Origin of the sequence: Streptomyces sp. NBC_01451, from assembly GCF_036227485.1 — a bacterium.
In the GTDB taxonomy this organism is placed as follows: Bacteria; Actinomycetota; Actinomycetes; order Streptomycetales; family Streptomycetaceae; genus Streptomyces.
Window position 1 is genome coordinate 6498207 of record NZ_CP109479.1, and the last position, 24012, is coordinate 6522218.

At 70.3% G+C, this 24012-nt stretch carries 16 protein-coding genes; 13 read left to right on the forward strand and 3 right to left on the reverse strand.

What is annotated here, in order from left to right; all coding sequences use genetic code 11:
* The 4 genes from mrdA (at position 1) to OG595_RS28555 (ending at position 7135) form a co-directional block, all read left to right on the forward strand.
* A complete protein-coding gene (mrdA, locus tag OG595_RS28540) occupies positions 1–2259 on the forward strand; it encodes a penicillin-binding protein 2 (RefSeq protein WP_329276883.1) in 2259 nt (752 codons plus the stop codon).
* Complete coding sequence (rodA, locus tag OG595_RS28545; protein ID WP_329276885.1) at positions 2256–3455, forward strand: rod shape-determining protein RodA; 1200 nt, start codon at positions 2256–2258, stop codon at positions 3453–3455. Before mrdA ends, rodA begins: the two co-directional genes overlap by 4 nt.
* A 143-nt stretch (positions 3456–3598) precedes the next feature.
* Positions 3599–5101, forward strand: a complete 1503-nt coding sequence (locus OG595_RS28550; protein ID WP_329276888.1) for a CYTH and CHAD domain-containing protein — start codon at positions 3599–3601, stop codon at positions 5099–5101.
* A gap of 111 nt (positions 5102–5212) precedes the next feature.
* Positions 5213–7135 carry a TIGR03960 family B12-binding radical SAM protein gene (locus OG595_RS28555; RefSeq protein WP_329276890.1) on the forward strand — a complete coding sequence of 641 codons (1923 nt, stop codon included), beginning with the start codon at positions 5213–5215 and terminating at the stop codon, positions 7133–7135.
* Positions 7136–7204: 69 nt separating this feature from the next.
* Here OG595_RS28555 and OG595_RS28560 read toward each other — a convergent pair whose 3' ends face one another.
* Positions 7205–8080, reverse strand: a complete 876-nt coding sequence (locus OG595_RS28560; protein ID WP_329276892.1) for a hypothetical protein — start codon at positions 8078–8080, stop codon at positions 7205–7207.
* A gap of 229 nt (positions 8081–8309) precedes the next feature.
* On the opposite strand from OG595_RS28560, the gene OG595_RS28565 reads away from it, so the two are divergent.
* A complete protein-coding gene (locus OG595_RS28565) occupies positions 8310–9467 on the forward strand; it encodes a glycosyltransferase (RefSeq protein WP_329276893.1) in 1158 nt (385 codons plus the stop codon).
* On the opposite strand, the gene OG595_RS28570 is transcribed toward OG595_RS28565, so the two are convergent.
* Together OG595_RS28570 and OG595_RS28575 are read right to left on the reverse strand one after the other, a co-directional pair.
* Positions 9422–10198 (reverse strand): methyltransferase domain-containing protein, encoded by a 777-nt coding sequence (locus tag OG595_RS28570; RefSeq protein WP_329276895.1) that lies wholly within the window; start codon positions 10196–10198, stop codon positions 9422–9424. The two genes, OG595_RS28565 and OG595_RS28570, sit on opposite strands and share 46 nt — an antisense overlap.
* Positions 10199–10239: 41 nt before the next feature.
* Entirely contained in the window at positions 10240–11640 is a 1401-nt protein-coding gene (locus OG595_RS28575) for a serine hydrolase domain-containing protein (protein WP_329276896.1), read from the reverse strand.
* Between the two features lie 110 nt (positions 11641–11750).
* Between OG595_RS28575 and OG595_RS28580 the strand changes: the two genes are divergently transcribed.
* From OG595_RS28580 to OG595_RS28615, 8 genes are all read left to right on the forward strand, one after another.
* Positions 11751–12887: a hypothetical protein gene (locus OG595_RS28580; protein WP_329276897.1), complete on the forward strand. Its 1137-nt coding sequence runs from the start codon at positions 11751–11753 to the stop codon at positions 12885–12887.
* 48 nt (positions 12888–12935) lie between these two features.
* On the forward strand, positions 12936–13748 hold the full coding sequence (locus OG595_RS28585; protein ID WP_329276898.1) for a TIGR03936 family radical SAM-associated protein: 813 nt from the start codon (positions 12936–12938) through the stop codon (positions 13746–13748).
* Positions 13749–14012: 264 nt separating this feature from the next.
* Positions 14013–17873, forward strand: coding sequence for an Rne/Rng family ribonuclease (locus OG595_RS28590; RefSeq protein ID WP_329276899.1), 3861 nt, complete (start codon positions 14013–14015; stop codon positions 17871–17873).
* 342 nt (positions 17874–18215) lie between these two features.
* A complete protein-coding gene (gene rplU / locus OG595_RS28595; protein WP_006374708.1) occupies positions 18216–18536 on the forward strand; it encodes a 50S ribosomal protein L21 in 321 nt (106 codons plus the stop codon).
* Positions 18537–18550: 14 nt separating this feature from the next.
* The gene (rpmA, locus tag OG595_RS28600) at positions 18551–18805 is read left to right on the forward strand and encodes a 50S ribosomal protein L27 (protein ID WP_006374707.1); all 255 of its coding nucleotides are present in this window, start codon (positions 18551–18553) and stop codon (positions 18803–18805) included.
* Positions 18806–18934: 129 nt separating this feature from the next.
* Positions 18935–20371, forward strand: a complete 1437-nt coding sequence (gene obgE / locus OG595_RS28605) for a GTPase ObgE (protein WP_329276902.1) — start codon at positions 18935–18937, stop codon at positions 20369–20371.
* Between the two features lie 318 nt (positions 20372–20689).
* The gene (locus tag OG595_RS28610) at positions 20690–22240 is read left to right on the forward strand and encodes an alkaline phosphatase D family protein (RefSeq protein ID WP_329276904.1); all 1551 of its coding nucleotides are present in this window, start codon (positions 20690–20692) and stop codon (positions 22238–22240) included.
* A gap of 265 nt (positions 22241–22505) precedes the next feature.
* Entirely contained in the window at positions 22506–24008 is a 1503-nt protein-coding gene (locus OG595_RS28615; protein WP_329276906.1) for a bifunctional cytidylyltransferase/SDR family oxidoreductase, read from the forward strand.
* The last annotated feature ends 4 nt before the right edge of the window (positions 24009–24012 follow it).

Sequence of the window (24012 nt, forward strand, 5' to 3'; positions counted from 1 at the left end):
GTGACCAACATTCCCGAGACCGGCCGGACGCCACGCGTCCAGATCCGTCTCGTCGTCATCCAGATCCTCGTCCTCTCCCTCCTCGGCACCCTCGGGGGTCGCCTGTGGTACCTCCAGATCCGCGAGGGGGACGCGTACGCCAAGGAGGCGTCCGGCAACCATGTGCAGCAGGTCGTGCAGCCCGCCGTACGCGGGTCGATCCTCGACGCGCGCGGGGTGCCGATCGCGGACAACGAGACGCGCCTCGTCGTCTCCGCCTCCCGCACCGAGCTGCTGAAGATGAGGGACGACGGTGACGCCGTCCTCACCAAGCTCGCCGGGGTCCTGGGCATGAAGGCCAAGGACGTCAAGGACAAGGTCCGGCTGTGCGACGCCAAGACGCCGCAGCCCTGCTGGAACGGCTCGCCGTACCAGCCCATCCCCATCACCGACGAGGCCACCGCCCGCCAGGCCCTCCAGATCCGCGAGCGCTCCGAGGACTTCCCCGGCATCACCGCCGAGCCCGAGGCCGTACGCCGCTACGCGAGCCCCGGCGGGTCCAACACCGCCCAGGTCCTCGGCTACCTCTCCCCGGTCACCGACGAGGAGATCACCAAGGCGCAGGACACCGACTCGCCGTACCTGCGCTCCGACCAGGTCGGCCGGTCCGGTCTTGAGCGGGAGTACGACAAGGAACTGCGCGGCAAGGCCGGCGTCACCCGCTACGAGGTCGACAACCTCGGCCGCGTCATCGGCACCGCCGAGGCGGACCCCGCCCAGTCCGGCTCCAACCTCGTCACCAGCATCGACGCCCGGGTCCAGCGGGTCGCCGAGTACGAGCTGAACAACGCGATGAAGGAAGCCCGCAAGGAGTACGACGACAACACCAGCGAGAACTACAAGGCCGACGCGGGCGCGGTCGTCGTCATGGAGGCCAAGACCGGCCGGGTCGTCGCCATGGCGTCCAACCCGACCTACGACCCGAACGCCTGGGTCGGCGGCATCTCCGCCAAGGACTACGCCAAGCTGACCGGCAAGAACTCCAACTACCCGCTGCTCAACCGGGCGATCCAGGGCCAGGCGGCCCCCGGCTCGATCTTCAAGGTGATCTCCACCTCGGCCGCCGTCGACGCGGGCTACCCCTTCGACGGGAACTACGACTGCTCCAGCTCGTACTCGATCGGCGGCCAGGTCTTCAAGAACTACGAGTCCAAGGGGTACGGCCCGATCAGCCTCGGCCGCGCCATCGAGGTCTCCTGCGACACCGTCTTCTACCGCATCGCCCACGACGAGTGGGTCAAGGACGGCGGCCTGAAGCCGAAGAAGAACGCCGGCAACTGGTTCTACAAGACCGCCCACCAGTTCGGCCTCGGCGCCGTGACCGGCATCGACCTCCCCAACGAGGTCGCCGGCCGCGTCCCCGACCGCAAGTGGAAGCAGGACTACTGGAAGGCCAACAAGGCCTCCTGGTGCAAGTACGGCAAGAAGGGCGGCACGTACGCCCAGCAGATCGCGTACGAGAACTGCCTCGAAGGCAACCTGATGCGCGCCGGTGACTCCGTCAACTACTCGATCGGCCAGGGCGACATCCTCGTCACGCCGATACAGATGGCGACGATCTACTCGGCGATCTCCAACGGCGGCACCCTCTACGACCCGACGGTCGGCAAGGCGATCGTCAGCGCCGACGGCAAGTCCGTGCAGGCCATCGCGCCCAAGTCGCACGGCAAGCTGCCGATCACCAAGGCGACCCTGAAGGACATAGACGGTGCCCTTGAGGGAGTCGTCACCCGCGGTTCGGCGGCCTGGCGGTTCGGCGGCTGGCCGCAGGACAAGATCCCGATGCACGCCAAGACGGGCACGGCCGAGGTCTACGGCAAGCAGACCACCTCGTGGTTCGCGACGTACACCAAGGACTACACGATCGTCATGACGATCTCCCAGGGTGGTACGGGCTCCGGAGCCTCCGGACCGGCCGTCCGCAAGATATACGAGGCTCTGTACGGCGTCTCCAAGGACGGCAAGATCGACAACCGGAAGGCGCTGCTCCCCACCCCGCAGAAGAGCCTGCCGAAGGTCGAGCCGGACGGCTCGATCGACGCCCCGAAGATCAAGCCGTACGTCCCGGAGGCGGAGGCCACCGAGGAGGCGCTCGCCCTCGCGGGCGGACAGCTCCCGCCGGCCACGGTCGCCTCCGAACGGACGGGCACCAACCGGGCCCGTCGCAGGCGCGGGCGGAGTGCGCGCTCTGCGCGGAGTACGCGGAGGACGATCTCATGACCGGCGCGAACACCTTCTCCGTCTCCGGCTACGGACCCGAACGCTCGTCCATGTCCCGGCTGCTGGCCCGCGACTCGCTGGCCCGCAGGCTGGACTGGCCGATACTGCTGTCCGCGCTCGCGCTGTCCTTCATGGGCGCGATCCTGGTCTACTCGGCGACCCGCAACCGCACCGAGATCAACCAGGGCGACCAGTACTACTTCCTGATCCGGCACCTCATGAACACCGGCATCGGGTTCTGCCTGATGATCGGCACGGTCTGGCTCGGCCACCGCAACCTGCGCAACGCCGTGCCGATCCTGTACGGCCTCTCGGTCTTCCTGATCCTCATGGTGCTGACCCCGCTCGGCGCGACCGTCAACGGCGCCCACGCGTGGATCGTGCTCGGCGGCGGCTTCTCGCTCCAGCCCTCGGAGTTCGTGAAGATCACGATCATCCTGGGCATGGCGATGCTGCTGGCCGCCCGGGTCGACGCGGGCGACAAGCTCTACCCCGACCACCGCACGGTCCTCCAGGCACTGGGCCTGGCCACCGTGCCGATGATGATCGTCATGCTGATGCCCGACCTCGGGTCGGTCATGGTCATGGTCATCATCGTGCTCGGCGTGCTGCTCGCCTCCGGCGCCTCCAACCGCTGGGTCTTCGGCCTGCTCGGCACGGGCGCCCTCGGCGCGGTCCTCATCTGGCAGCTGGGCGTCCTGGACGAGTACCAGATCAACCGCTTCGCCGCCTTCGCCAACCCCGAGCTCGACCCGTCCGGCGTCGGCTACAACACCAACCAGGCGCGGATCGCGATCGGTTCCGGCGGCCTCACGGGCACCGGCCTCTTCCACGGCTCCCAGACCACGGGCCAGTTCGTCCCGGAGCAGCAGACCGACTTCGTGTTCACGGTCGCGGGGGAGGAGCTGGGCTTCGTCGGCGCCGGCCTGATCATCGTGCTCCTGGGCGTGGTCCTGTGGCGCGCCTGCCGCATCGCCCGCGAGACGACCGAGCTGTACGGCACGATCGTCGCCGCCGGGATCATCGCGTGGTTCGCCTTCCAGGCGTTCGAGAACATCGGGATGACCCTGGGGATCATGCCGGTCGCCGGGCTGCCACTGCCCTTCGTCTCCTACGGAGGATCGTCGATGTTCGCCGTGTGGGTGGCAGTGGGGCTGTTGCAGTCGATCAGGGTGCAGCGCCCGATGTCGGCGTAGGCGCTCCGGTGGAGGGGCGGCGCGGTGTCGTGGGTCCGCCGCGGCGCCGTCGTGGCTGGTCGCGCGGTTCCCCACGCCCCTTTCGGGGCTGTAGCGCGGTCCTGGGGCTGCCCTCGCCGCCGAATCGTGACTAGATTCGATCCATGGCGGACACAAAGCGGGAAATCGAGCGAAAGTACGAATCCGACGACAGCGGGCTGCCCGACCTGACGGGCGTCGCCGTCGTCGCGGACGTCATCGACAAGGGCACCGCCGAACTGGACGCGACCTACTACGACACCTCGGACCTTCGGCTGGCCTCGGCCTCGATCACCCTGCGCCGCCGCACCGGCGGCTCCGACGCCGGCTGGCACCTGAAACTCCCGGTCTCCCCGGGGATCCGGGACGAGATCCAGGTACCGCTCTCCGACACCGTCCCCGACGAACTGACCGGCCTGGTCCGCGCCCGGATCCGCGAGGGCCGCCTCGTGCCCGTGGTGCGGCTGCGCTCCACACGTGACCTGCGCGACCTCGTCGACTCCGACGGCCGGCAGCTCGCCGAGGTCAGCGTGGACAGCGTACGGGCGGACCGTCTGTTCGGCGGTCGGGGCACCGCCCAGTGGACCGAGATCGAGGTCGAGCTCGCCGACGGCGGAAACCCCGCCATCCTGGACAAGGTGGAGAAGCGCCTGCGCAAGGCGGGCGTACGGCCGTCGAAGTCCACCTCGAAGCTGGCCCGGGCGCTGGCGGAGACCAAGGGCGGACAGCCGCGCCCGAAGGACGAACCCGCCGAGCCCGTCACCGCGGGCGACCACGTCCTGGCCTACGTCCGCGCCCAGCGGGACGCCATCCTCGACCTCGACCCGGCCGTGCGCCAGGACGCCGAGGAGTCCGTGCACGACATGAGGGTCGCCACGCGCCGTCTGCGCAGCACCTTCAAGACGTTCCGCACGGTCCTCGACCGCAAGGTCACCGACCCGGTCGGCGACGAGCTGAAGTGGCTCGCCGGCGAGCTGGGCGTGGGCCGCGACCACGAGGTACTGGCCGAACAACTGGGCGAGGCCCTCGGCGAACTGCCCCCCGCCCTCGTCCACGGTCCCGTCCGTGAGCGGCTGGGTACCTGGTCCGAGGCCGGGCACGGAGGATCGCGCCGCCGACTGCTCGGTGTGCTGGACTCCGAGCGCTATCTGACGCTCCTCGACACCCTGGACGCCGTGGTCGCCGAGCCGCCGGTGCTCAAGGCGGCGGCGAAGAAACCGGAAAAGGTGCTCGCCGAGGCCGTACGGAAGGACTTCGCGAAGGTGTCCGCGCTGGTCGAGGAGGCCATGGAGCAGCCGTCCGGCGCCGACCGCGACCTCGGGCTGCACGAGACCCGCAAGAAGGCCAAGCGCACCCGCTACGCGGCCGAGACGGCGGCCCCCGCCCTCGGCGTCCCGGCCAGGACCCTCACCCGGTCGATGAAGTCCCTTCAGGGACTGCTCGGCGACCACCAGGACAGCGTCATGGTCCGCGCCACCCTGGGCGAGCTGTCCGCCGTGGCGCACGCGGCGGGGGAGGACACCTTCACGTACGGGCTGCTGTACGGGCGCGAGGAGCGCCGGGCCGAGAGGGTGGAGGAGACGCTGCCGGAGGAGTGGAAGACGATCAAGGGCTCGACGGAGGTCTAGCGGTTCGGCGCCGGTGCGGCGCCGGTTTTCCGGCGGGCGGGGGGAGTCCGCCAGGCGGGTTACGCTTGGTGGTCATCCCCCGTCAGCTCAGCTCACGAAGGTAACGCCGCGATGCCTGTCGAGTCGGTTTTCCCGCAGCTCGAAGCTCTGCTCCCGCATGTGCAGAAGCCGATCCAGTACGTCGGCGGTGAGCTGAACTCCACGGTCAAGCCCTGGGACTCCTGCGACGTCCGCTGGGCCCTCATGTACCCGGACGCGTACGAGGTCGGGCTGCCCAACCAGGGCGTCATGATCCTCTACGAGGTACTGAACGAGCGCGAGGGCGTCCTCGCCGAGCGCACGTACAGCGTCTGGCCCGACCTTGAGGCGCTGATGCGGGAGCACGGCGTCCCGCAGTTCACGGTCGACGGTCACCGGCCCGTGAAGGGCTTCGACGTGTTCGGGCTGTCCTTCTCCACCGAGCTCGGCTACACGAACATGCTGACGGCGCTTGACCTGGCGGGCATCCCGCTGGAGTCCAAGGACCGCGGCCTGGACGACCCGATCGTGCTGGCCGGCGGCCACGCGGCCTTCAACCCCGAGCCGATCGCGGACTTCATCGACGCGGCGATCATCGGCGACGGCGAGCAGGCCGTCCTCGACATGACGGAGATCATCCGCGCCTGGAAGGCGGAGGGCCGCCCGGGCGGGCGCGAGGAGGTCCTGCTCCGCCTCGCGAAGACGGGCAGCGTCTACGTCCCGGGGTTCTACGACGTGGAGTACCTGGCGGACGGCCGGATCGCCCGCGTCGTACCCAACAGGTCCGGTGTCCCGTGGCGGGTGTCCAAGCACACGGTCATGGACCTCGACGAGTGGCCCTACCCCAAGCAGCCGCTGGTCCCGCTCGCGGAGACGGTCCACGAGCGCATGTCGGTCGAGATCTTCCGCGGCTGCACGCGCGGCTGCCGCTTCTGCCAGGCCGGCATGATCACGCGCCCGGTGCGGGAGCGGTCGATCACGGGCATCGGCGAGATGGTCGACCGCGGCCTGAAGGCGACGGGCTTCGAGGAGGTCGGCCTCCTCTCCCTCTCCTCGGCGGACCACTCGGAGATCGGCGACATCGCGAAGGGCCTGGCGGACCGCTACACGGAGGACAAGATCGGCCTGTCGCTCCCCTCCACCCGCGTGGACGCCTTCAACGTGGACCTCGCCAACGAGCTGACCCGGAACGGCCGCAGGTCGGGTCTGACGTTCGCGCCCGAGGGCGGCAGCGAGCGCATGCGCAAGGTCATCAACAAGATGGTGTCCGAGGAGGACCTCATCCGGACCGTCTCCACGGCGTACGGCAACGGCTGGCGCCAGGTGAAGCTGTACTTCATGTGCGGCCTGCCGACGGAGACCGACGAGGACGTCCTCCAGATCGCCGACATGGCGATGAACGTGATCGCCGAGGGCCGCAAGGTCTCCGGCCAGAACGACATCCGCTGCACGGTCTCGATCGGCGGCTTCGTGCCCAAGCCGCACACCCCGTTCCAGTGGGCCCCGCAGCTCTCCGCCGAGGAGACGGACGCCCGCCTGACGAAGCTCCGGGACAAGATCCGCGGCGACAAGAAGTACGGCCGCTCGATCGGCTTCCGCTACCACGACGGCAAGCCCGGCATCGTCGAGGGCCTGCTGTCGCGCGGCGACCGGCGGATCGGCGCGGTGATCCGCGCGGTGTACGAGGACGGCGGCCGGTTCGACGGCTGGCGCGAGTACTTCTCGTACGACCGCTGGATGGCCTGCGCGGAGAAGACGCTGCCCGACTTCGGGGTCGACGTCGACTGGTACACGACGCGTGAACGCACCTACGAGGAGGTCCTGCCCTGGGACCACCTCGACTCGGGCCTCGACAAGGACTGGCTGTGGGAGGACTGGCAGGACTCCCTCGACGAGACAGAGGTCGAGGACTGCCGGTGGACGCCGTGCTTCGACTGCGGGGTGTGCCCACAGATGGACACTTCCATTCAAATCGGACCCACGGGTGTGAAGCTGTTGCCGCTGACGGTGAAGTAGTGGCCTGAGATGCCGCAAGGGGTGTCCGGTGGGTCGACGACCCTTCGGACACCCCTTTGCGTGGGGTCGTTACGGGACTACGGTTCCGCCGTTGACGGCGTTGGGGGCCGGGCGCCTGTTCATCTCGACCCAGGGGTTGCCGGCGTTTGTGCCGCACTGCAGGATCCCCGGGGCGGAGCCGTTGGCGTCGAACTGGCAGGTGAGCTCGTAGATCCGGCCCGTGGTGGTGATGAGGCCGAACTGGATCCCCCCTGACGCCTGGTGCTCGCCCACCGAGGCGCCGCAGGGCACGCCCGCCGCGCCGCCCGCGGGGTAGCCGTCGTGGGTGCTGAGGTCGGTCCACAGCATGGGGTTGGCGGTGCTGCCCGTCAGGTCACGGATGCCGGCGTAGAAGCGCCCGTCGGACGACAGTGCGGCCTGGTACTCGACGTTGCCCTGGGGGTGGTAGGTGTCGACCTCGGAGCAGGGGCCCGGTGCGCCTGTCGCCCCTGTCGCGCCGGTGTTGCCGTTGGTGCCTGTGGCGCCCGTTGCTCCGGTGGGTCCCGTCGGGCCGGTGCCACCCGTCGCGCCGGTGGCGCCGGTGGCACCCGTGACGCCGTTGGCGGGGCCCGTTGGTCCGGTCGCGCCCGTGGCGCCTGTCGCTCCGGTGGCGCCCGTCGCTCCGGTCGGACCCGTCGGGCCCTGGCACTTGTCGTTGCCGCCCTGGGCGGTCGAGGCGGTGCGGTGCTTGGGCGGCTGCTTCTTGCACTTGTCCTTGTCGCCGCCGCCGCTGTAGTAGTGGCTCGCTCCGGCCGTGTGGTCGCCCACGCTGCGCGCCGCGGCCGTCGCCGGGCCGGCCACGCTCGCGGCCAGGACCAGTGCGAGTGAGGCCACCATTCCGGCCTTCCTGAACCTGTCCCGTGCCAGCGGCCCGAGAAGCGAACGCGTCCTGTATTCGGGACTCATCGGTGTGCTCCTTGTGTCGATGTGCCTTGACTTGCCTCGACCGGTTCGGGAGGTCCCGAACACGAGGGGGAGCTTTACCTGAGTGCGATGCGTGGAGCCGCAATACGGGCGGAAAGTCGTGCGTTTATCAACGTATAGGACTAATTGGTGGGTTCGGATGGGTTACCCGCGTGCGACGCCTTGCGCGTGTACGAATATGGACGTATGCGGCGCATGCCACATTGACGCCGTGAAAAAGCAGACCCTCTGCCTCTGCATGATCGTCAAGAACGAAGCGCGGGTGATCGAACGCTGCCTGGGCTCCGTACGGCACCTCATCGACCACTGGGTCATCTGCGACACCGGTTCCACGGACGGCACGCAGGACCTGATCCGCAGAACGCTCGACGGCATCCCGGGCGAACTCCACGAGGAACCCTGGGTCGACTTCGGGCACAACCGGACCGGCAACATCCAGCGCGCCCGCGGCAAGGCCGACTACCTCCTCACCCTCGACGCCGACCACGTCATGCGCCAGGACGCTCCGCTGCCCCGTCTGACGGCGACGTCGTACATGCTGCGCTACGACACCCCCGGCACCCAGCACCGTTTCAAGCACCTCATGCGGGGCGACCGCGTGTGGCGCTACGAAGGGGTCACCCACGAGTACCCGTGCACGGACGAGTCGGACGGGCCCGACGTCCAGGAGAACCTGGACGCGCTCGTCATCGAGGACCACGCCGACGGCGGCTGCCGGAGCGACAAGTTCGAACGCGACGCGCGCCTGCTGCGCGGCGAACTCGAACGCGACCCCGCCAACACCCGCACCGTCTTCTACCTCGCCAACACCGAACGCGACCTGGGGCACGCCGAGGAGGCGATCGCCCTGTACGAGCGGCGGGCGGCGATGGGCGGCTGGCCCGAGGAGGTCTACTGCTCGCTGCTGGAGGCCGGTCTCCTCAGGGCGGAGCGGACCGACGACTGGCCGGGCGCGATGGACGCGTTCTCCCGCGCCTGGGACGCCCGGCCGGGGCGCCTCGAAGCGTGTTACGAGCTTGCCTCACGCCTGCGCGTGAAGGGCCGCTACCGCACCGCGCACGCCCTCCTCGGCGGCGTCGTCGGCGCTCCGGAACCGGACGACCTGCTGTTCACCAAGTCCTGGGTGTACGAGTGGGGTCTGCTCTTCGAGTACTCCATCACCGCCTACTGGGTGGGCGACTACGACGCTTCGATCGAGGCGTGCGACAAGCTGCTGGCCAGGCCGGACCTGCCCGAGCCGATCCGCCGCCAGACCGTGCTCAACCGGGGGTTCGCGGTCGGGCAGACCGTCCCCGCCGCGGTGCCCGGGCCGTCCGGTGGCCGTCATGGGCGGGAGCAGACCACCGTGACGAGGGTGAACGAGGCGTAGAAGGGCCCGTGGGCGAGGTCGGTGAACCAGGCCTCGCCCCGAGCCCGGTCGATGTGGCCCTCCGCGATGGCCTGCTGCATGTTCCGGCCCAGCCCCAGGGTGTGGTCGCCGTCCGCGAAGTCGGTGAAGACCGGGGTGTTGGCGACCGTCGTCCCCACGCGGAAGCCCGCCCGGACCGCCAGACGGGCGAGGCGGCGGCCGACGGTGGCGTGGCGGACCACTTTCTCGCTGGTGTAGCGGGTGAACGCGCGGCTCGTCTTCAGGTCCTCCGCGTCCACCGCCAGCGTGTCCCAGTCGGGCTCCGCCAGCGCGACGAGGGCACCGGGACGGGTGGCGGCGTGGAGCTGGGACAGCACCTCCTCGGGGGACCGCACATGCATCAGAACCCGGTCGATCTTGGCGCGGTCCGCCGTCCCGGGGCCGACGGGCAGCGCGTGCGCGTCCGCCTCCCGGATCTCCACCGTGCCCAGGGCGGCGGTGCGTTCGCGGGCGGTCGCCAGCATCGCCGGGTCCTGGTCCACGCCGATCACCCGGCCGCCCGCGCCGACCCGTTCCGCGAGGGCCGGCAGGTCGGTGCCCGGGCCGCAGCCCACGTCGAGGACCGTGTGGCCGGGGCGGAGGTCCAGCAGGTCGAGCAGCTGTTGCTTGTACGCCCGACCTGCGTCCTTGGACGCGGCGCGCAGCATGTAGGACGCCTGGTCGGGCCTGGGTGCACCGAGAGTCTTCGACATGGGCGTCAGTCAAGCAGCCGGGTGCCCGGTGCCAGGTGGGTTCAGCTGGGCCGCAGTCGGCAGGTGTGCGTGAGGAGGTTGCCCAACAGGCCTTCCGTGTCACCGGACTTGTAGGCCCGCGCCAGGCCGCCGAGGCCGCCGTTGTCCCTGTCGTGCCGGAGGTGGAGGGACAGGGCCGGGCTGTTGATCCGGGCGTCGGCGGTGGGGAGTTGCAGGGGGAAGGTCGCCTGGAGGTGCCAGGCCCGCGACGCGCTCGCGTGGGCTTCCGCGCTCTCGCCGTTCAGGTGCAGGCGCGCCCGGCCGTCCTCCGGGGAGACGGTCAGGGACATCGGGATGTCTCCCTCCGGGGTGCTGATCGAGCCCCGCCAGTGGGGCGTCGGGAGGCGGAGCGGGCGTACGGGGTCGGCGGCGAAAGGGTTGATCGACTCGGAGGTGAAGCCGGGGACGAGCGTTTCGAGGACGCGACGGGTGATCGTGTCGCGGGCCGCCTTGTCGGTGCTGTTGGTCAGGACCGACACCGACAGGTGCTGCTCGGGGACGGTCACGACGATCGCCGCCGCTCCGCCCATGCCGCCCCCGTGGCTCTGCACCAGGGGACCGGCACCGCGCGACAGGCACCAGCCGAGCCCGTATCCGAGGCCTGGGCCGACCGGGATCGCCTCGCGGACGGCCGCCGCGGTCTCCGGTTTCAGCAGACGGTCGTACGACTGGGCGAAGAGCGCCAGTTGGGCGGCGGTGGCCCAGCCCAGGGTCGCGCCGGGGTGACTGGTGTCGCAGTACGGCGGGTAGGCGCGGCCGTCGGCCGTGTAGCGCGTCGCCCGGGGAGCCGGGCCGGGGTGGGAGGGGCCCAGGTGGAGGGCGGTGAGACCCAGGGGATCGAACACGTGCTCGCGTACGAAGTCCGCGAGCCCCCGGCCCGTCGCCGCTTCCAGCAGGTGGCCCAGGGCCCGGTAGCCGAGGTTGGCGTACTCGAAGGCGGTGCCCGGCGGGCGGCGCAGTACCGCGTACGGGGTCGCGTCGATCCGTTCGCCCCGCTCGCCCTGTTCGCCGTCCTCGGAGTCGGCGTAGTGGAAGTCGTAGTGGGCGCCGAAGCCGCCCCGGTGCTGGAGAAGTTGACGGACGGTCGGGGCCGGCCATCCATGGTCGTCCGGCACGGGTGCGGGTGCGGGTACAGGTGCGGGGGCGTCCAGGTCGAGCAGCCCCGCGTCGGCCGCGACGCAGATCGCCGTCGCCGTCATGGGTTTGGTGATCGAGGCCAGGGCGTAGGCCGTCTCAGGGGTGGCGGGCCGGGCGGAGGCGACGTCCACGAGGCCGTACGCCTCGGCCAGGACCACTTCGCCGTGATCGACGACGGCCACCGAGACGGACGGGCAGTCGTGCTCGGTGAGGGCCGAAGCGCAGTACTCGGCCAGCCCGTTGAGCCCGTTCGGTGCATGCGGCATCCATGGATTCTGGCAGGACTCAGGTCGGAGGTTTACGGCCGGTGTCCCTCGTCCTGATCACTTTTCGGGTACACCGCATCCGGACGGGGGGCTCGCGCGTCTATGTCGGTATGGATCTGGAGAAACCGGCCGCCGAGGCACGGCAGCCCGAGCGGCAGCCCGAAGGGTGCCTCGTCGTTGCGATTCGCCTTCCTGTGCGAATCGTCGTGCTTGTGCTGGTCGTGCCGGTGCGCATGGTGTGGGACGGGCTCGTCGCCGGCTGGCGCCTCCTGACGGACGCGGTGCTGCGGCCCCTCGGGCGGGCGCTGGCCTGGGTCGCGCGCGCCGTCCTCGTCTGGCCGTTCGTCGGGCTGTGGCGGTATGTCGTCGTGCCCCTGGGCAAGGCGCTCGGATGGCTCGGGAACGTGCTCGTCGTCGTACCGCTGGTGTGGCTCTTCCGGCATGTGCTGACGCCTCTCGGCCAGGGGATCCTCTGGGTGTTCCGGGGGATCGGCGCCGGGCTGGGGTGGCTCTACGCGCGCGTGCTCACGCCTGCCGGACACGGGGCGCTGTGGGCACTCAGGGGGCTCGGGGCGGCGATCGCCGCCGTCGGGACCGGCGTGTACGGCGTCACCGTGTGGCTCGTGCGGTACCTGGTCGTGGTACCCGCGCGGTGGCTGTACGAGTGGGTCCTCACGCCGGTCGGGAAGGCGATCGCCTGGTGTGTCCAGGGGCTCGCGTGGCTCGTGGCCATGGGGGTCACCGGGATCGGGTTCGTCCTCCACTGGGTGCTGCGCCTGCTCCTCGTGCTGCCCGCGCTCGCGCTGTGGCGCTGGGTCCTGGTGCCCGTGGGACGCGTCCTCGCCGTGATCGGGCGCGAGGTCGCCACCGCACTCGGGCACGCCTGGCGCATCGCCGGGCACATCTCCCTCACCGTCGGACGATTCCTGGGGACCCTCTTCCGGTGGGTCTTCGTGGAGCCCGTGCGCTGGGCGTACCGGACCGTGCTGACGCCCGTCGGACACTTCGTCCGGGACGCCGTACTGCGGCCCGCCGCCGAGGCCGCGCGCAGTGTGGGACGGGTCACCCGGCAGACGCTGGCCGCGGCGCGCGACTCGGCACGACAGGCACGGGCCGACTTCCGCCGGATGCTCTTCGGGGAGACCCGCGCGGAGCAGCCGAAGGCGGTCCCGGTGCCCCGGCGGGAACCAGGAAGCGCCGACGGACGTACTCTTGGTAGCAGTACGACCGCACTCACGAAGGACTGAGCGACACTGGGCAAGCGACAGCCCGAAGGCCCGCCGCCCGCACCCGCGGTGCAGCGCATCCGACTGCGCTACACCAAGCGTGGCCGCCTCCGGTTCACCAGCCACCGTGATTTCCAGCGCGCTTTCGAGCGTGCGCTGCGCCGCGCCGAGGTGCCGATGGCCTACTCGGCGGGGTTCACGCCGCATCCGAAGGTGTCGTACGCCAATGCCGCAGCCACCGGCACGGGCAGTGAGGCCGAGTACCTGGAGATCGCGCTCACCGAAGCGCGCGATCCCGACAAGCTGCGCGAGCTGCTCGACGAGTCGCTGCCCACCGGGCTCGACATCGTCGACGCGGTCGAGGCCCGGACCTCCGGGCTCGCCGACCGGCTCACGGCTTCCGTGTGGGAGCTGCGGCTGGAGGGTGTGGCGCCCGAGGACGCGCGCCGCGCCGTCGACATCTTCAACGCCGCCGAGACCGTCGAGGTCCAGCGCCTCGCCAAGAACGGCATGAGAACCTTCGATGCCCGAGGTCCGGTCGAGGGCCTTGAGGCATTCGAAGCAGGTGTTGAAGCAGGCGTCGGGACAAATGGTGAGACGTACAGTCCCCAGCCTGATAGGCCGACCGACCAGCCTTGTGCGATACTGCGGCTGGTTGTTCGGCACGTGACGCCTGCTGTTCGACCCGACGACGTTCTGTCCGGTCTTCGCGCCGTGGCCGACCTGGCGCCGCCGGTCCCCGTAGGGGTGACCAGGCTGGCGCAGGGGCTGTTCGATGAAGAGACCGGCACGGTGACCGACCCGCTCGCGCCCGACCGCGAGGCAGCGGTGGCCCTCTCCATGGCCACTTCGACTGCCGCCGCGTCGCAGGCGCCGGCGTAAGGAAGGTCCCGCGAAGGGACGCACGTCGTAGCGCCGCCCTCGGACTCGGGAGCCACCTGGGTCGGGCAGCGCACCGACCACAAGACTTTCGCCAGGCCGTACGCAACATGGCGTGCGGAACCGGCGAGACAGGACACAGAGAGCTCCCGTGCGGCGCCCGCGCCCCGGACGGCGGCACCGCGCACTGCGCGAGCCGCGGACGTCACCGGCCCCAAGCCGGACCAGGTGCGCGGCGCCCGGGAGCCTGACGGGAGAACCGCCCGCATGCTTGAGCCGACCGAAACCGCTTCGGAGCCCACTGAGGGTTCCGCACACGACACCCCCAGCGACACCCTGCCGCCGCGCCGACGGCGCCGTGCGGCGTCCCGCCCCGCGGGACCGCCCGTCGCCGGGACCGAGGCCGCCGCTGTGGCCGAGACCACAGCGCCGGCCATACCGGCCGCAGAGGCCGACAGGCCTGCTGAGGCCGACCAGGCCGCAGAGACCGATCAGCCCGCCGGGAACACCGAGGAAGAGGCCGCGCCCGCTCCTCGTACGCGTCGTCGGGCCACCCGGCGCGCGTCCGCGCCCGCCGGTGCGCCTGCCGCGACCGCCGTATCCGCCCCGACTGCCGAGGAGAGCGGCGAGCAGGGCGAGAAGAACGACGAGGAGAGCGTGGCCGCCGAGGCCCCCGCCGTCGTGGAGGAGGCCGCCGCGCCTGCTCCGCGTGCCCGTCGTCGGGCCACCCGCCGGGTCTCCGCGCCCGTCGCCGAGGTCGAGACCGAGGCAGCCGCCCCGGAGGCTCCCGCCCCCGTGGAAGAGGCACCCGCGGCACCCGCGCCTGTCGCCGAGGCCGCCAAGACCGAGAAGGCCGAGGCGGAAGCCGAGCCCGAGACCGCCGACGCCGAGGACGCCGCGCCGCGTCGCGGGCGTCGCCGGGTCGCCCGTAAGGCCGCCGTCGGGTTCTCCGCGCCCGCGCCCGCCGTCAGGAACGGTGAGAGCGAGGGCGGGCGGCGTCCCGCGCGTCCCGCGGTCGCCGTGTTCCAGGCGCCCGTCTTCACCGAGCCGATGTTCCAGACGGCCGAGCGGGCCGCCGCGGCGGCTGCCGCCGAGGCGGCCGAGGACGTCGAGGAGCTCGAAGCTCCGGAAGAGGCCGTCGAGGCCGCTCCGGTCGCCGAGACCGTCGTCGAGGAGCAGGCGCCCCGCCGCCGGCGCCGTCGCCGGGGTGGCGACGAGGAGCCCGTGGCCGCCGCGCCCGTCGTGGCCGAGGAGCCGGAGGAGACGGACGGCGTCGACGACGCCTACGAGTCCGCCGAGGACAACGCCGACAGCGACGACGACGGCGAGGAGGAGGGCCCCGGTTCGCGCCGGCGCCGCCGCCGCGGCGGCCGTCGCAGGCGCCGGGGCGAGTCCGCCGACTCCGACAGCGACTCCGGGGACGACGACTACGCGGGCGAGCAGGCCGCGCGTGCCGACGAGGACGCCCCGGACACCGCCGACCAGGTGGACGAGGACGCCGAGGAGGACGAGCGCGACGAGCCGGGCGGTTCAGGTTCCGCCAGCAGCCGTCGTCGGCGCCGTCGTCGGCGTCGCGCCGGTGACTCGTCGGGCGAGAGCGAGCCCGTGATCGCCGACAGCGACCCCGAGCGCACGGTCGTCAAGGTCCGTGAGCCGCGCGCCAAGCGGGACGAGCACCCGAGCGACGAGGTGCAGTCCATCAAGGGCTCGACGCGCCTCGAAGCCAAGAAGCAGCGCCGCCGGGAAGGCCGTGAGCAGGGGCGCCGACGCGTTCCGATCATCACCGAGGCCGAGTTCCTGGCCCGCCGCGAGGCTGTCGAACGCGTGATGGTCGTACGCCAGTACGGCGACCGCACCCAGATCGGTGTCCTTGAGGACAACGTGCTCGTCGAGCACTACGTCAACAAGGAGCAGTCGACCTCGTACGTCGGCAACGTCTACCTGGGCAAGGTCCAGAACGTGCTGCCCTCCATGGAGGCCGCGTTCATCGACATCGGCAAGGGGCGCAACGCCGTCCTGTACGCCGGTGAGGTCAACTTCGAGGCGCTGGGGATGGCCCACGGGCCGCGGCGCATCGAGAGCGCCCTGAAGTCCGGCCAGCCGGTGCTCGTGCAGGTCACGAAGGACCCGATCGGCCACAAGGGCGCCCGTCTGACCAGCCAGGTCTCGCTTCCCGGCCGCTACCTGGTCTACGTCCCCGAGGGGTCGATGACCGGCATCAGCCGCAAGCTGCCCGACACCGAGCGCGCGCGTCTGAAGACCATCCTCAAGAAGATCGTCCCCGAGGACGCGGGCGTCATCGTGCGCACCGCCGCCGAGGGCGCGAGCGAGGACGAGCTGCGCCGCGACGTCGAACGGCTCCAGGCGCAGTGGGAGGACATCCAGAAGAAGTCGAAGAGCGGCAACGCGCCGACCCTGCTGTACGGCGAGCCGGACATGACCGTCCGCGTCGTGCGCGACATCTTCAACGAGGACTTCACCAAGGTCATCGTCAGCGGTGACGAGGCCTGGCAGACCATCCAGGGGTACGTGTCCCACGTGGCCCCGGACCTGGTCGACCGCCTGTCGAAGTGGACCTCCGAGGTCGACGTCTTCGCGACGTACCGCATCGACGAGCAGCTCGCCAAGGCGCTCGACCGCAAGGTGTGGCTGCCCAGCGGCGGTTCGCTGGTGATCGACAAGACCGAGGCGATGATCGTCGTCGACGTCAACACCGGCAAGTTCACCGGCCAGGGCGGCAACCTGGAGGAGACGGTCACCAGGAACAACCTGGAGGCGGCCGAGGAGATCGTGCGCCAGCTGCGGCTGCGCGACCTGGGCGGCATCGTCGTCATCGACTTCATCGACATGGTCCTGGAGTCGAACCGGGATCTCGTGCTGCGCCGCCTGCTGGAGTGCCTGGGCCGCGACCGTACGAAGCACCAGGTGGCGGAGGTCACCTCGCTGGGCCTGGTCCAGATGACCCGGAAGCGCGTCGGACAGGGCCTCCTGGAGTCCTTCTCCGAGACCTGCGTCCACTGCAACGGCCGCGGTGTCATCGTGCACATGGAACAGCCGACCTCCAGCGGAGGCGGCGGCAAGCGCAAGAAGCGCGGCCGTGGCGGCGCCGAGCACGAGCAGGGACTCGATCACACCCACGAGCACGACGTGATCGCGGACACGGACGCGGACGAGGACGTGGACGTGGAGGAGACGGCGGCCGAGGTCGCGGCCCCGGAGCCCTTCTTCGAGCCCGACGACGAGCTGTACAACAGCGCTGCCGAGGCGGAGGCCGCGGCCGGCCGCGGTGGCCGTTCGAGGCGGCGCGCGAGCAGGCGGGCCTCGGCTCCGGCCGGTGCGCCCAGGGGCGAGTCCCGTGGATCCCACGGACGTGGCTCCGACGCCCGTACTGCCGAGTCCGTCGTCGCCGAGGCCCCGGTGGTCGCGGACACGGCTCCGGGTGTGGTTCCGGAGGTCGTGGCGCACGCCGAGCCCGTGGCTGTCGAGGATCCGGTCGTCGAGACGCCGGTTGCCGAGACGCCGGTTGCCGAGGCGCCGGTCGTCGAGGCGCCGGTCGCGGTGCAGGACGACGCGGCTCCCAAGGGGCGTACGCGTCGCCGGGCCACCCGCAAGGTGACGGCTCCGGCCGGTTCGCCGAAGGCGTCCGACGAGGCCGTGGCCGAGACCGTGGTGACGGTCGTCGCCGAGACGGTCGTGGAGCCCGTGGCGGCCCCGGCCGAGGTCCCCGTGGACACCGCGGTGGCCGCGCCGGCCGACAGTGCGGCTCCGGCCCGGCCGCGGCGACGTGCCGTGCGCAAGGCCACCGCGCCCGCCTCGTCCGCGGAGGCGGCTGTCGTGGTCGTCCCGATGGCCACCGAGGCTGTTTCGGCGCCTGTCGATGCCGCCGAGGACGAGGACGCGGTTCCCGCCAGGAAGACGGCGCGCAAGACCGCCGCCAAGAAGGCGACCACGGCCAAGAAGACCGTCGCGAAGAAGACCGCGGCGGTGAAGAAGACGGCTGCCAAGAAGACGACGACGGCCGCCAAGAAGGCCACGGTGAAGAAGACCTCGTCGGCGGCCTCGAAGAAGACGGCAGCCGCGGCCGAGCAGTCGGCGCAGACGTCGGTCTCGGCGGGCACGGAGGGCTGATCCCCTCCCCGGCCTTCCGGGCCGGTGGTACGGCGGTGCGGCGGTCCGTCCGGTTACTCCGGGCGGGCCGCCGTCGTCGTGGGCCGTGGTGGACCGTCGGGTCAAGTGGCGGGTTTGTGGGCCTCGTCGGTGGGGGAGAGGGGCTCGGTTTGACCCGTTCAGGTCGGGCCCGTAATCTTGAGCGTCGGCATGTCCACAGTTTTTTTCCGCGACATGCCACATCCCCGTAAACCTCATCCTCCTGAGCACCGGGCTTTCGGTGCGGCGGGAGAGGCCACTCGCTTTTTTGCCGGGCGGCTGGACTGCGGGGGTGTCGTTCCCGAGCGAGAGAGTGAGATCTGCGTGTACGCCATCGTGCGCAGCGGTGGTCGCCAGCACAAGGTTGCTGTCGGCGACATCGTTGAGGTTGACAAGATTTCCACTGCCAAGGTTGGCGACACGGTCGAGCTCTCGACCCTGCTCGTTGTCGACGGCGACGCCGTGACCAGCGACCCGTGGGTCCTGGCCGGCATCAAGGTCCAGGCCGAGATCGTGGATCACCACAAGGGCGTCAAGATCGACATCCTTCGCTACAAGAACAAGACCGGCTACCGCCGTCGTCAGGGCCACCGCCAGCAGTACACGGCGATCAAGGTCACTGAGATCCCCGCGGCTGCGAAGTAAGGGACTGAGGAGAGATGGCACACAAGAAGGGCGCATCGTCCACCCGGAACGGTCGCGACTCAAATGCTCAGCGGCTCGGCGTGAAGCGCTTCGGCGGTCAGGTCGTCAACGCCGGTGAGATCCTGGTCCGCCAGCGTGGCACCCACTTCCACCCCGGCGCGAGCGTCGGCCGTGGCAAGGACGACACGCTGTTCGCGCTGGCCGCCGGTGCGGTGGAGTTCGGTACCCACCGTGGCCGCAAGGTCGTGAACATCGTTCCGGTCGCCTGATCGGTTCTTTCGCGAGGCGGACCTCACTTCCCTCACGGGAAGCGGGTCCGCCTTTCGCGTGTTTCACCTGTGCGGAGAACTCGTGGTTCTCCGCCCGCAGACTTTCGTACGTAACTGGAGGCACATCCCATGACCACCTTCGTGGACCGCGTCGAGCTGCATGTCGCCGCGGGTAGCGGAGGTCACGGCTGTGCCTCCGTCCACCGTGAGAAGTTCAAGCCGCTGGGCGGGCCCGACGGCGGCAACGGCGGACGCGGCGGTGACGTGATCCTCATCGTCGACCAGTCCGTCACCACGCTGCTCGACTACCACCACTCCCCGCACCGCAAGGCCACCAGCGGCAAGCCCGGCGAGGGCGGCAACCGGTCCGGCAAGGACGGGCAGGACCTGGTTCTGCCGGTGCCGGACGGGACCGTCGTCCTCGACAAGGACGGCAACGTGCTCGCCGACCTGGTCGGGCACGGGACCTCGTACGTCGCCGCGGAGGGCGGGCGGGGCGGGCTCGGCAACGCCGCGCTGTCCTCGGCCCGGCGCAAGGCGCCCGGGTTCGCGCTCCTCGGGGTGCCCGGGGGGCTGCAGGACATCGTCCTGGAGCTGAAGACGGTCGCCGACGTGGCGCTGGTCGGGTACCCGAGCGCCGGTAAGTCGTCGCTGATCTCGGTGCTCAGCGCGGCCAAGCCGAAGATCGCCGACTACCCGTTCACGACGCTCGTGCCCAACCTGGGTGTGGTGACCGCCGGTTCGACCGTCTACACCATCGCCGATGTGCCCGGGCTCATTCCCGGTGCCAGCCAGGGCAAGGGGCTCGGGCTGGAGTTCCTGCGGCACGTGGAGCGGTGCAGTGTGCTCGTGCATGTGCTCGACACGGCGACGCTGGAGTCCGAGCGTGATCCCGTCTCCGACCTCGACATGATCGAGGAGGAGCTGAAGGAGTACGGGGGGCTGGGGAACCGGCCGCGGATCGTCGTCCTCAACAAGGTCGACGTGCCGGACGGTCTGGACCTCGCCGAGATGGTGCGTCCCGAGCTGGAGGCTCGCGGATACCAGGTGTACGAGGTGTCCGCCGTCGCCCATATCGGGCTGAAGGAGCTGTCGTTCGCGCTCGCCGAGGTCGTCGGCAAGGCGCGGGCCGCCAAGCCCAAGGACGAGGCGACCCGGATCGTCATCCGTCCGAAGGCCGTCGACGACGCGGGCTTCACCGTCGTCCAGGAGGAGGACGGGCTGTTCCGTGTGCGGGGCGAGAAGCCCGAACGCTGGGTCCGCCAGACCGACTTCAACAACGACGAGGCCGTCGGCTACCTCGCCGACCGGCTCAACCGCCTTGGTGTCGAGGACAAGTTGATGAAGGCCGGGGCCCGGTCGGGTGACGGCGTCGCCATCGGCCCCGAGGACAACGCCGTGGTGTTCGACTGGGAGCCCACGGTGATGGCGGGTGCGGAGATGCTGGGGCGGCGTGGGGAGGACCACCGGCTCGATGTGCCGCGGCCCGCTGCGCAGCGGCGGCGTGATCAGCAGGCGGAGCGGGACGAGGCGCAGCAGGAGTTCGACGACTTCGAGCCGTTCTAGGGGGTTCGCCGGGGGTGCGGTGGGGGTGCCGGGGTGTGTTTCGCCCCCGCCGCCCCTACCCGTCCCATCCTGTTCCTGGGGGCTGCGCCCCCAGACCCCCCTTCGCGCTGAACGCGCTCGTCCTCAAGCGCCGGACGGGCTGGATGGTGCGGGCCGGCGCTGAGAAGGTGCCGGCCCGGTTGTAACGACCCCGCCGGTGATGCCGTGCGTGACGTTTCCTATGATCTCCCTCTGGTTCATTCCTCAGGGGGTCTCCTCTTCGTCGTGTCGTGGAGCTTCCGTAGGTCCAAGAGGCCTCCCAGGCAACGGAGTTCGACGGTGAGTGGAGTTGTTTCGCCCGGTAGACGCCGGTTTCTGGCCGGGGGTGCCGCCACCGTCGGCGCCGCCGCGTCCGGGCAGCTTCTGCTGGCGGGGACCGCCCGGGCCGCGCAGACCCCGTTGCCCAGCGGGGTGTTCAGCCTCGGGGTCGCCTCCGGGGACCCCCTGTCCGACGGTGTCGTGCTGTGGACCCGGCTCGCGCCCGATCCGCTCCACGGCGGCGGGATGCCCGACCGGCCCGTGGTCGTGGAGTGGCAGATATCCGAGGACTCCCGGTTCCGGCGGAAGCTGCGGCGCGGATACGCCTGGGCCCGGCCCGAACTCGGGCACAGCGTGCACGCAGACGTACGGGGGCTGCTCCCCGACCGGCACTACTGGTACCGGTTCCGGACCAGTGGGCAGCTCTCGCCGGTGGGGCGTACCCGCACCGCTCCCCGGCCGCTCGTCTCCGGCAGCCGTCTGCGGCTCGCGCTCGCCTCCTGCCAGAACTGGCAGCACGGCTACTTCACCCCCTACGCCGACATGCTCGCCCAGGACCCGGACGTCGTCGTCTTCGTCGGTGACTACATCTACGAGTCCACGTCCGCGATCACCGGTGTACGCAAGCACGAGGGCACCGGTGAGCCGTTCAGCCTCGTCCAGTACCGCAACCGGTACGCCCAGTACCACAGCGACCCGCACCTCAAGGCGATGCACGCAGCCGCGCCCTTCGTCGTCACCTTCGACGACCACGAGGTGGACAACGACTTCGCCGGTGACGTGCCGCAGGACCCCGACAAGCAGTCCCCCGAGGCGTTCGCCGCGCGGCTCACCGCCGCCTACCAGGCCTACTACGAGCACATGCCCGTACGTGCCACGGCCGTGCCCAACGGCCCCCACATACGGATGCACCGGCGGCTCGACTTCGGGCGGCTGGTGCGGCTGAACGTGCTCGACACCCGGCAGTTCCGCAGCGACCAGGCGACCAGCCAGGCCGGTGCCCAGGACCCGGCGATGACCATGCTCGGCGCCGCGCAGAAGCAGTGGCTGCTGAACAGCCTGCACGGGTCGCAGGCCCGGTGGAACCTCATCGCCTCGCAGATCATGATGGCCGAGACCGACCTCAAGATCGGCGACGGCAAGCTCTGGTACTACGACGCCTGGGACGGCTACCAGGTCGAACGCAACGCCCTGCTCGGCGAGTTCGCGAACGTGCGCAACCCCGTCGTCCTCTCCGGCGACCGGCACCTCACCATGATCAGCGACCTCAAGCGGGACTTCGCCGACCCGGGTTCGGCGGTCGTCGGTTCCGAGTTCGTCGGTACGTCCATATCCAGCGCCGGAGACCAGGACCCCGTCGCCTTCCACAAGCAGTGGGACCCGCTCAAGGCCGACAACCCGCACTGGAAGGTCATCGACAACCACCGCGGCTACCACCTCTTCGACATCCGGCGCGCCGGAATCGACGCCCAGGTCCGGGTCGTCGACACCGTGACCAAGCCCACCTCCGCCTCCCGGACCCTCGCCAGGCTCCACGTCGAGTCCGGGAGACCGGGAGTGCGGCAGGTCTGAGGGCGGCGGTTTCTCACACCGCCCGGAGAATCCCCGAAATTCCGTGCCGGAACTTCCCCGCGACTTCTGTGCCTTTACTCACAGAAATTTCGGCGGACGGCTCCGGTCCTCTTCCGGTGTCTTCGGGGCGCCCCTTCTTCAACCTCGGATGCCAGGTGAATGACAGGTTGCGCGCGCATATGCGACGGAGGGCGCTCACCTTGCACTGCGGTAACGGCAGGTGGGACGATTTCAGGGTTCTCCGTTGCCCCGAGGTAGGTCACCCGTGTCCCAGCGCAAAGACAAGCCCCGCACCACCGCCGTCGTCCTCGCGGGCGGCACCGGTCAGCGGGTGGGTCTGTCGATTCCGAAGCAGTTGCTGAAGATCGCGGGCAAGGCGGTCATCGAGCACACCCTCAGCACTTTCGAACACGCGGATTCGATCGACGACGTCATCGTGCTGATGGCGCCCGGCTATGTGGCCGACGTCGAGAAGATCGTCGCCAAGGCCGGCTTCAAGAAGGTCGTCCGCGTCATCGAGGGCGGTGCCACGCGCAACGACACCACCGAGCGGGCCATCGCGGCCCTGGGGGAGGGCCTGGCCGAGGGCGAGGACCGCAACGTCCTGTTCCACGACGCCGTACGGCCGCTGCTGTCCCAGCGGGTCATCGACGACTGCGTGATCGCCCTTGAGCGGTACCAGGCCGTCGACGTGGCCATTCCCTCCGCCGACACGATCATCGTGACGCGCACGCACGGCGAGGACGGTGAGTTCATCACCGAGATCCCCGACCGTTCCAGGCTGCGGCGCGGTCAGACGCCCCAGGCGTTCAAGCTGTCGACCATCCGGCGGGCCTACGAGGTCGCGGCCGGCGACCCCAACTTCCAGGCCACGGACGACTGTACGGTCGTACTCCGGTACCTGCCGGACGTGCCGATCCACGTCGTCGCGGGCGACGAGTACAACATGAAGGTCACCCAGCCCGTCGACGTCTTCATCGCCGACAAGCTCTTCCAGCTCGCCTCCGCCGCCACGCCGGAACAGATGAGCGAGGAGGCCTACCGCGAGTTGCTCACCGGCCGGACGCTCGTCGTCTTCGGCGGGTCCTACGGCATCGGCAAGGACATCGCCACGCTGGCCGAGGGGTACGGCGCCAAGGTGTACGCCCTCGGGCGCTCGACCACCGGTACGCACGTCGAGAACCCTGAGGAGGTCGACGACGCGCTGTCGAAGGCGTACTCCGAGACCGGGCGCATCGACTACGTCATCAACACGGCCGGCGTCCTGCGCATCGGCAAACTCGCCGAGACCGACAACGCGACCATCGAGGAAGCGCTGAAGGTCAACTACCTGGCCCCCGTGCAGATCGCCAGGTCTGCCTACAAGTACCTCGCCGAGACCAAGGGCCAGCTGCTGCTCTACACCTCCAGCAGCTACACGCGCGGCCGGGCCGAGTACAGCCTCTACTCCTCCACCAAGGCCGCGATGGTGAACCTCACCCAGGCCCTGTCGGACGAATGGGCGGGCGACGGCGTCCGCGTCAACTGCGTCAACCCGGAGCGCACGGCGACACCGATGCGTACGAAGGCGTTCGGCCAGGAACCCGCGGGTTCGCTGCTGTCGTCCGAGGCGGTGGCCCGTACCTCGCTGGACGTGCTGCTGTCCGAGCTGACCGGGCATGTCATCGACGTCCGTCAGCAGGACCCGACGGCCGTGGCCGGCCGGGCCTCCGGCTTCGAACAGGCGCTCGCCAGTGTCCTGGACCGACAGAACGACGACCTGGCGTAAAAGC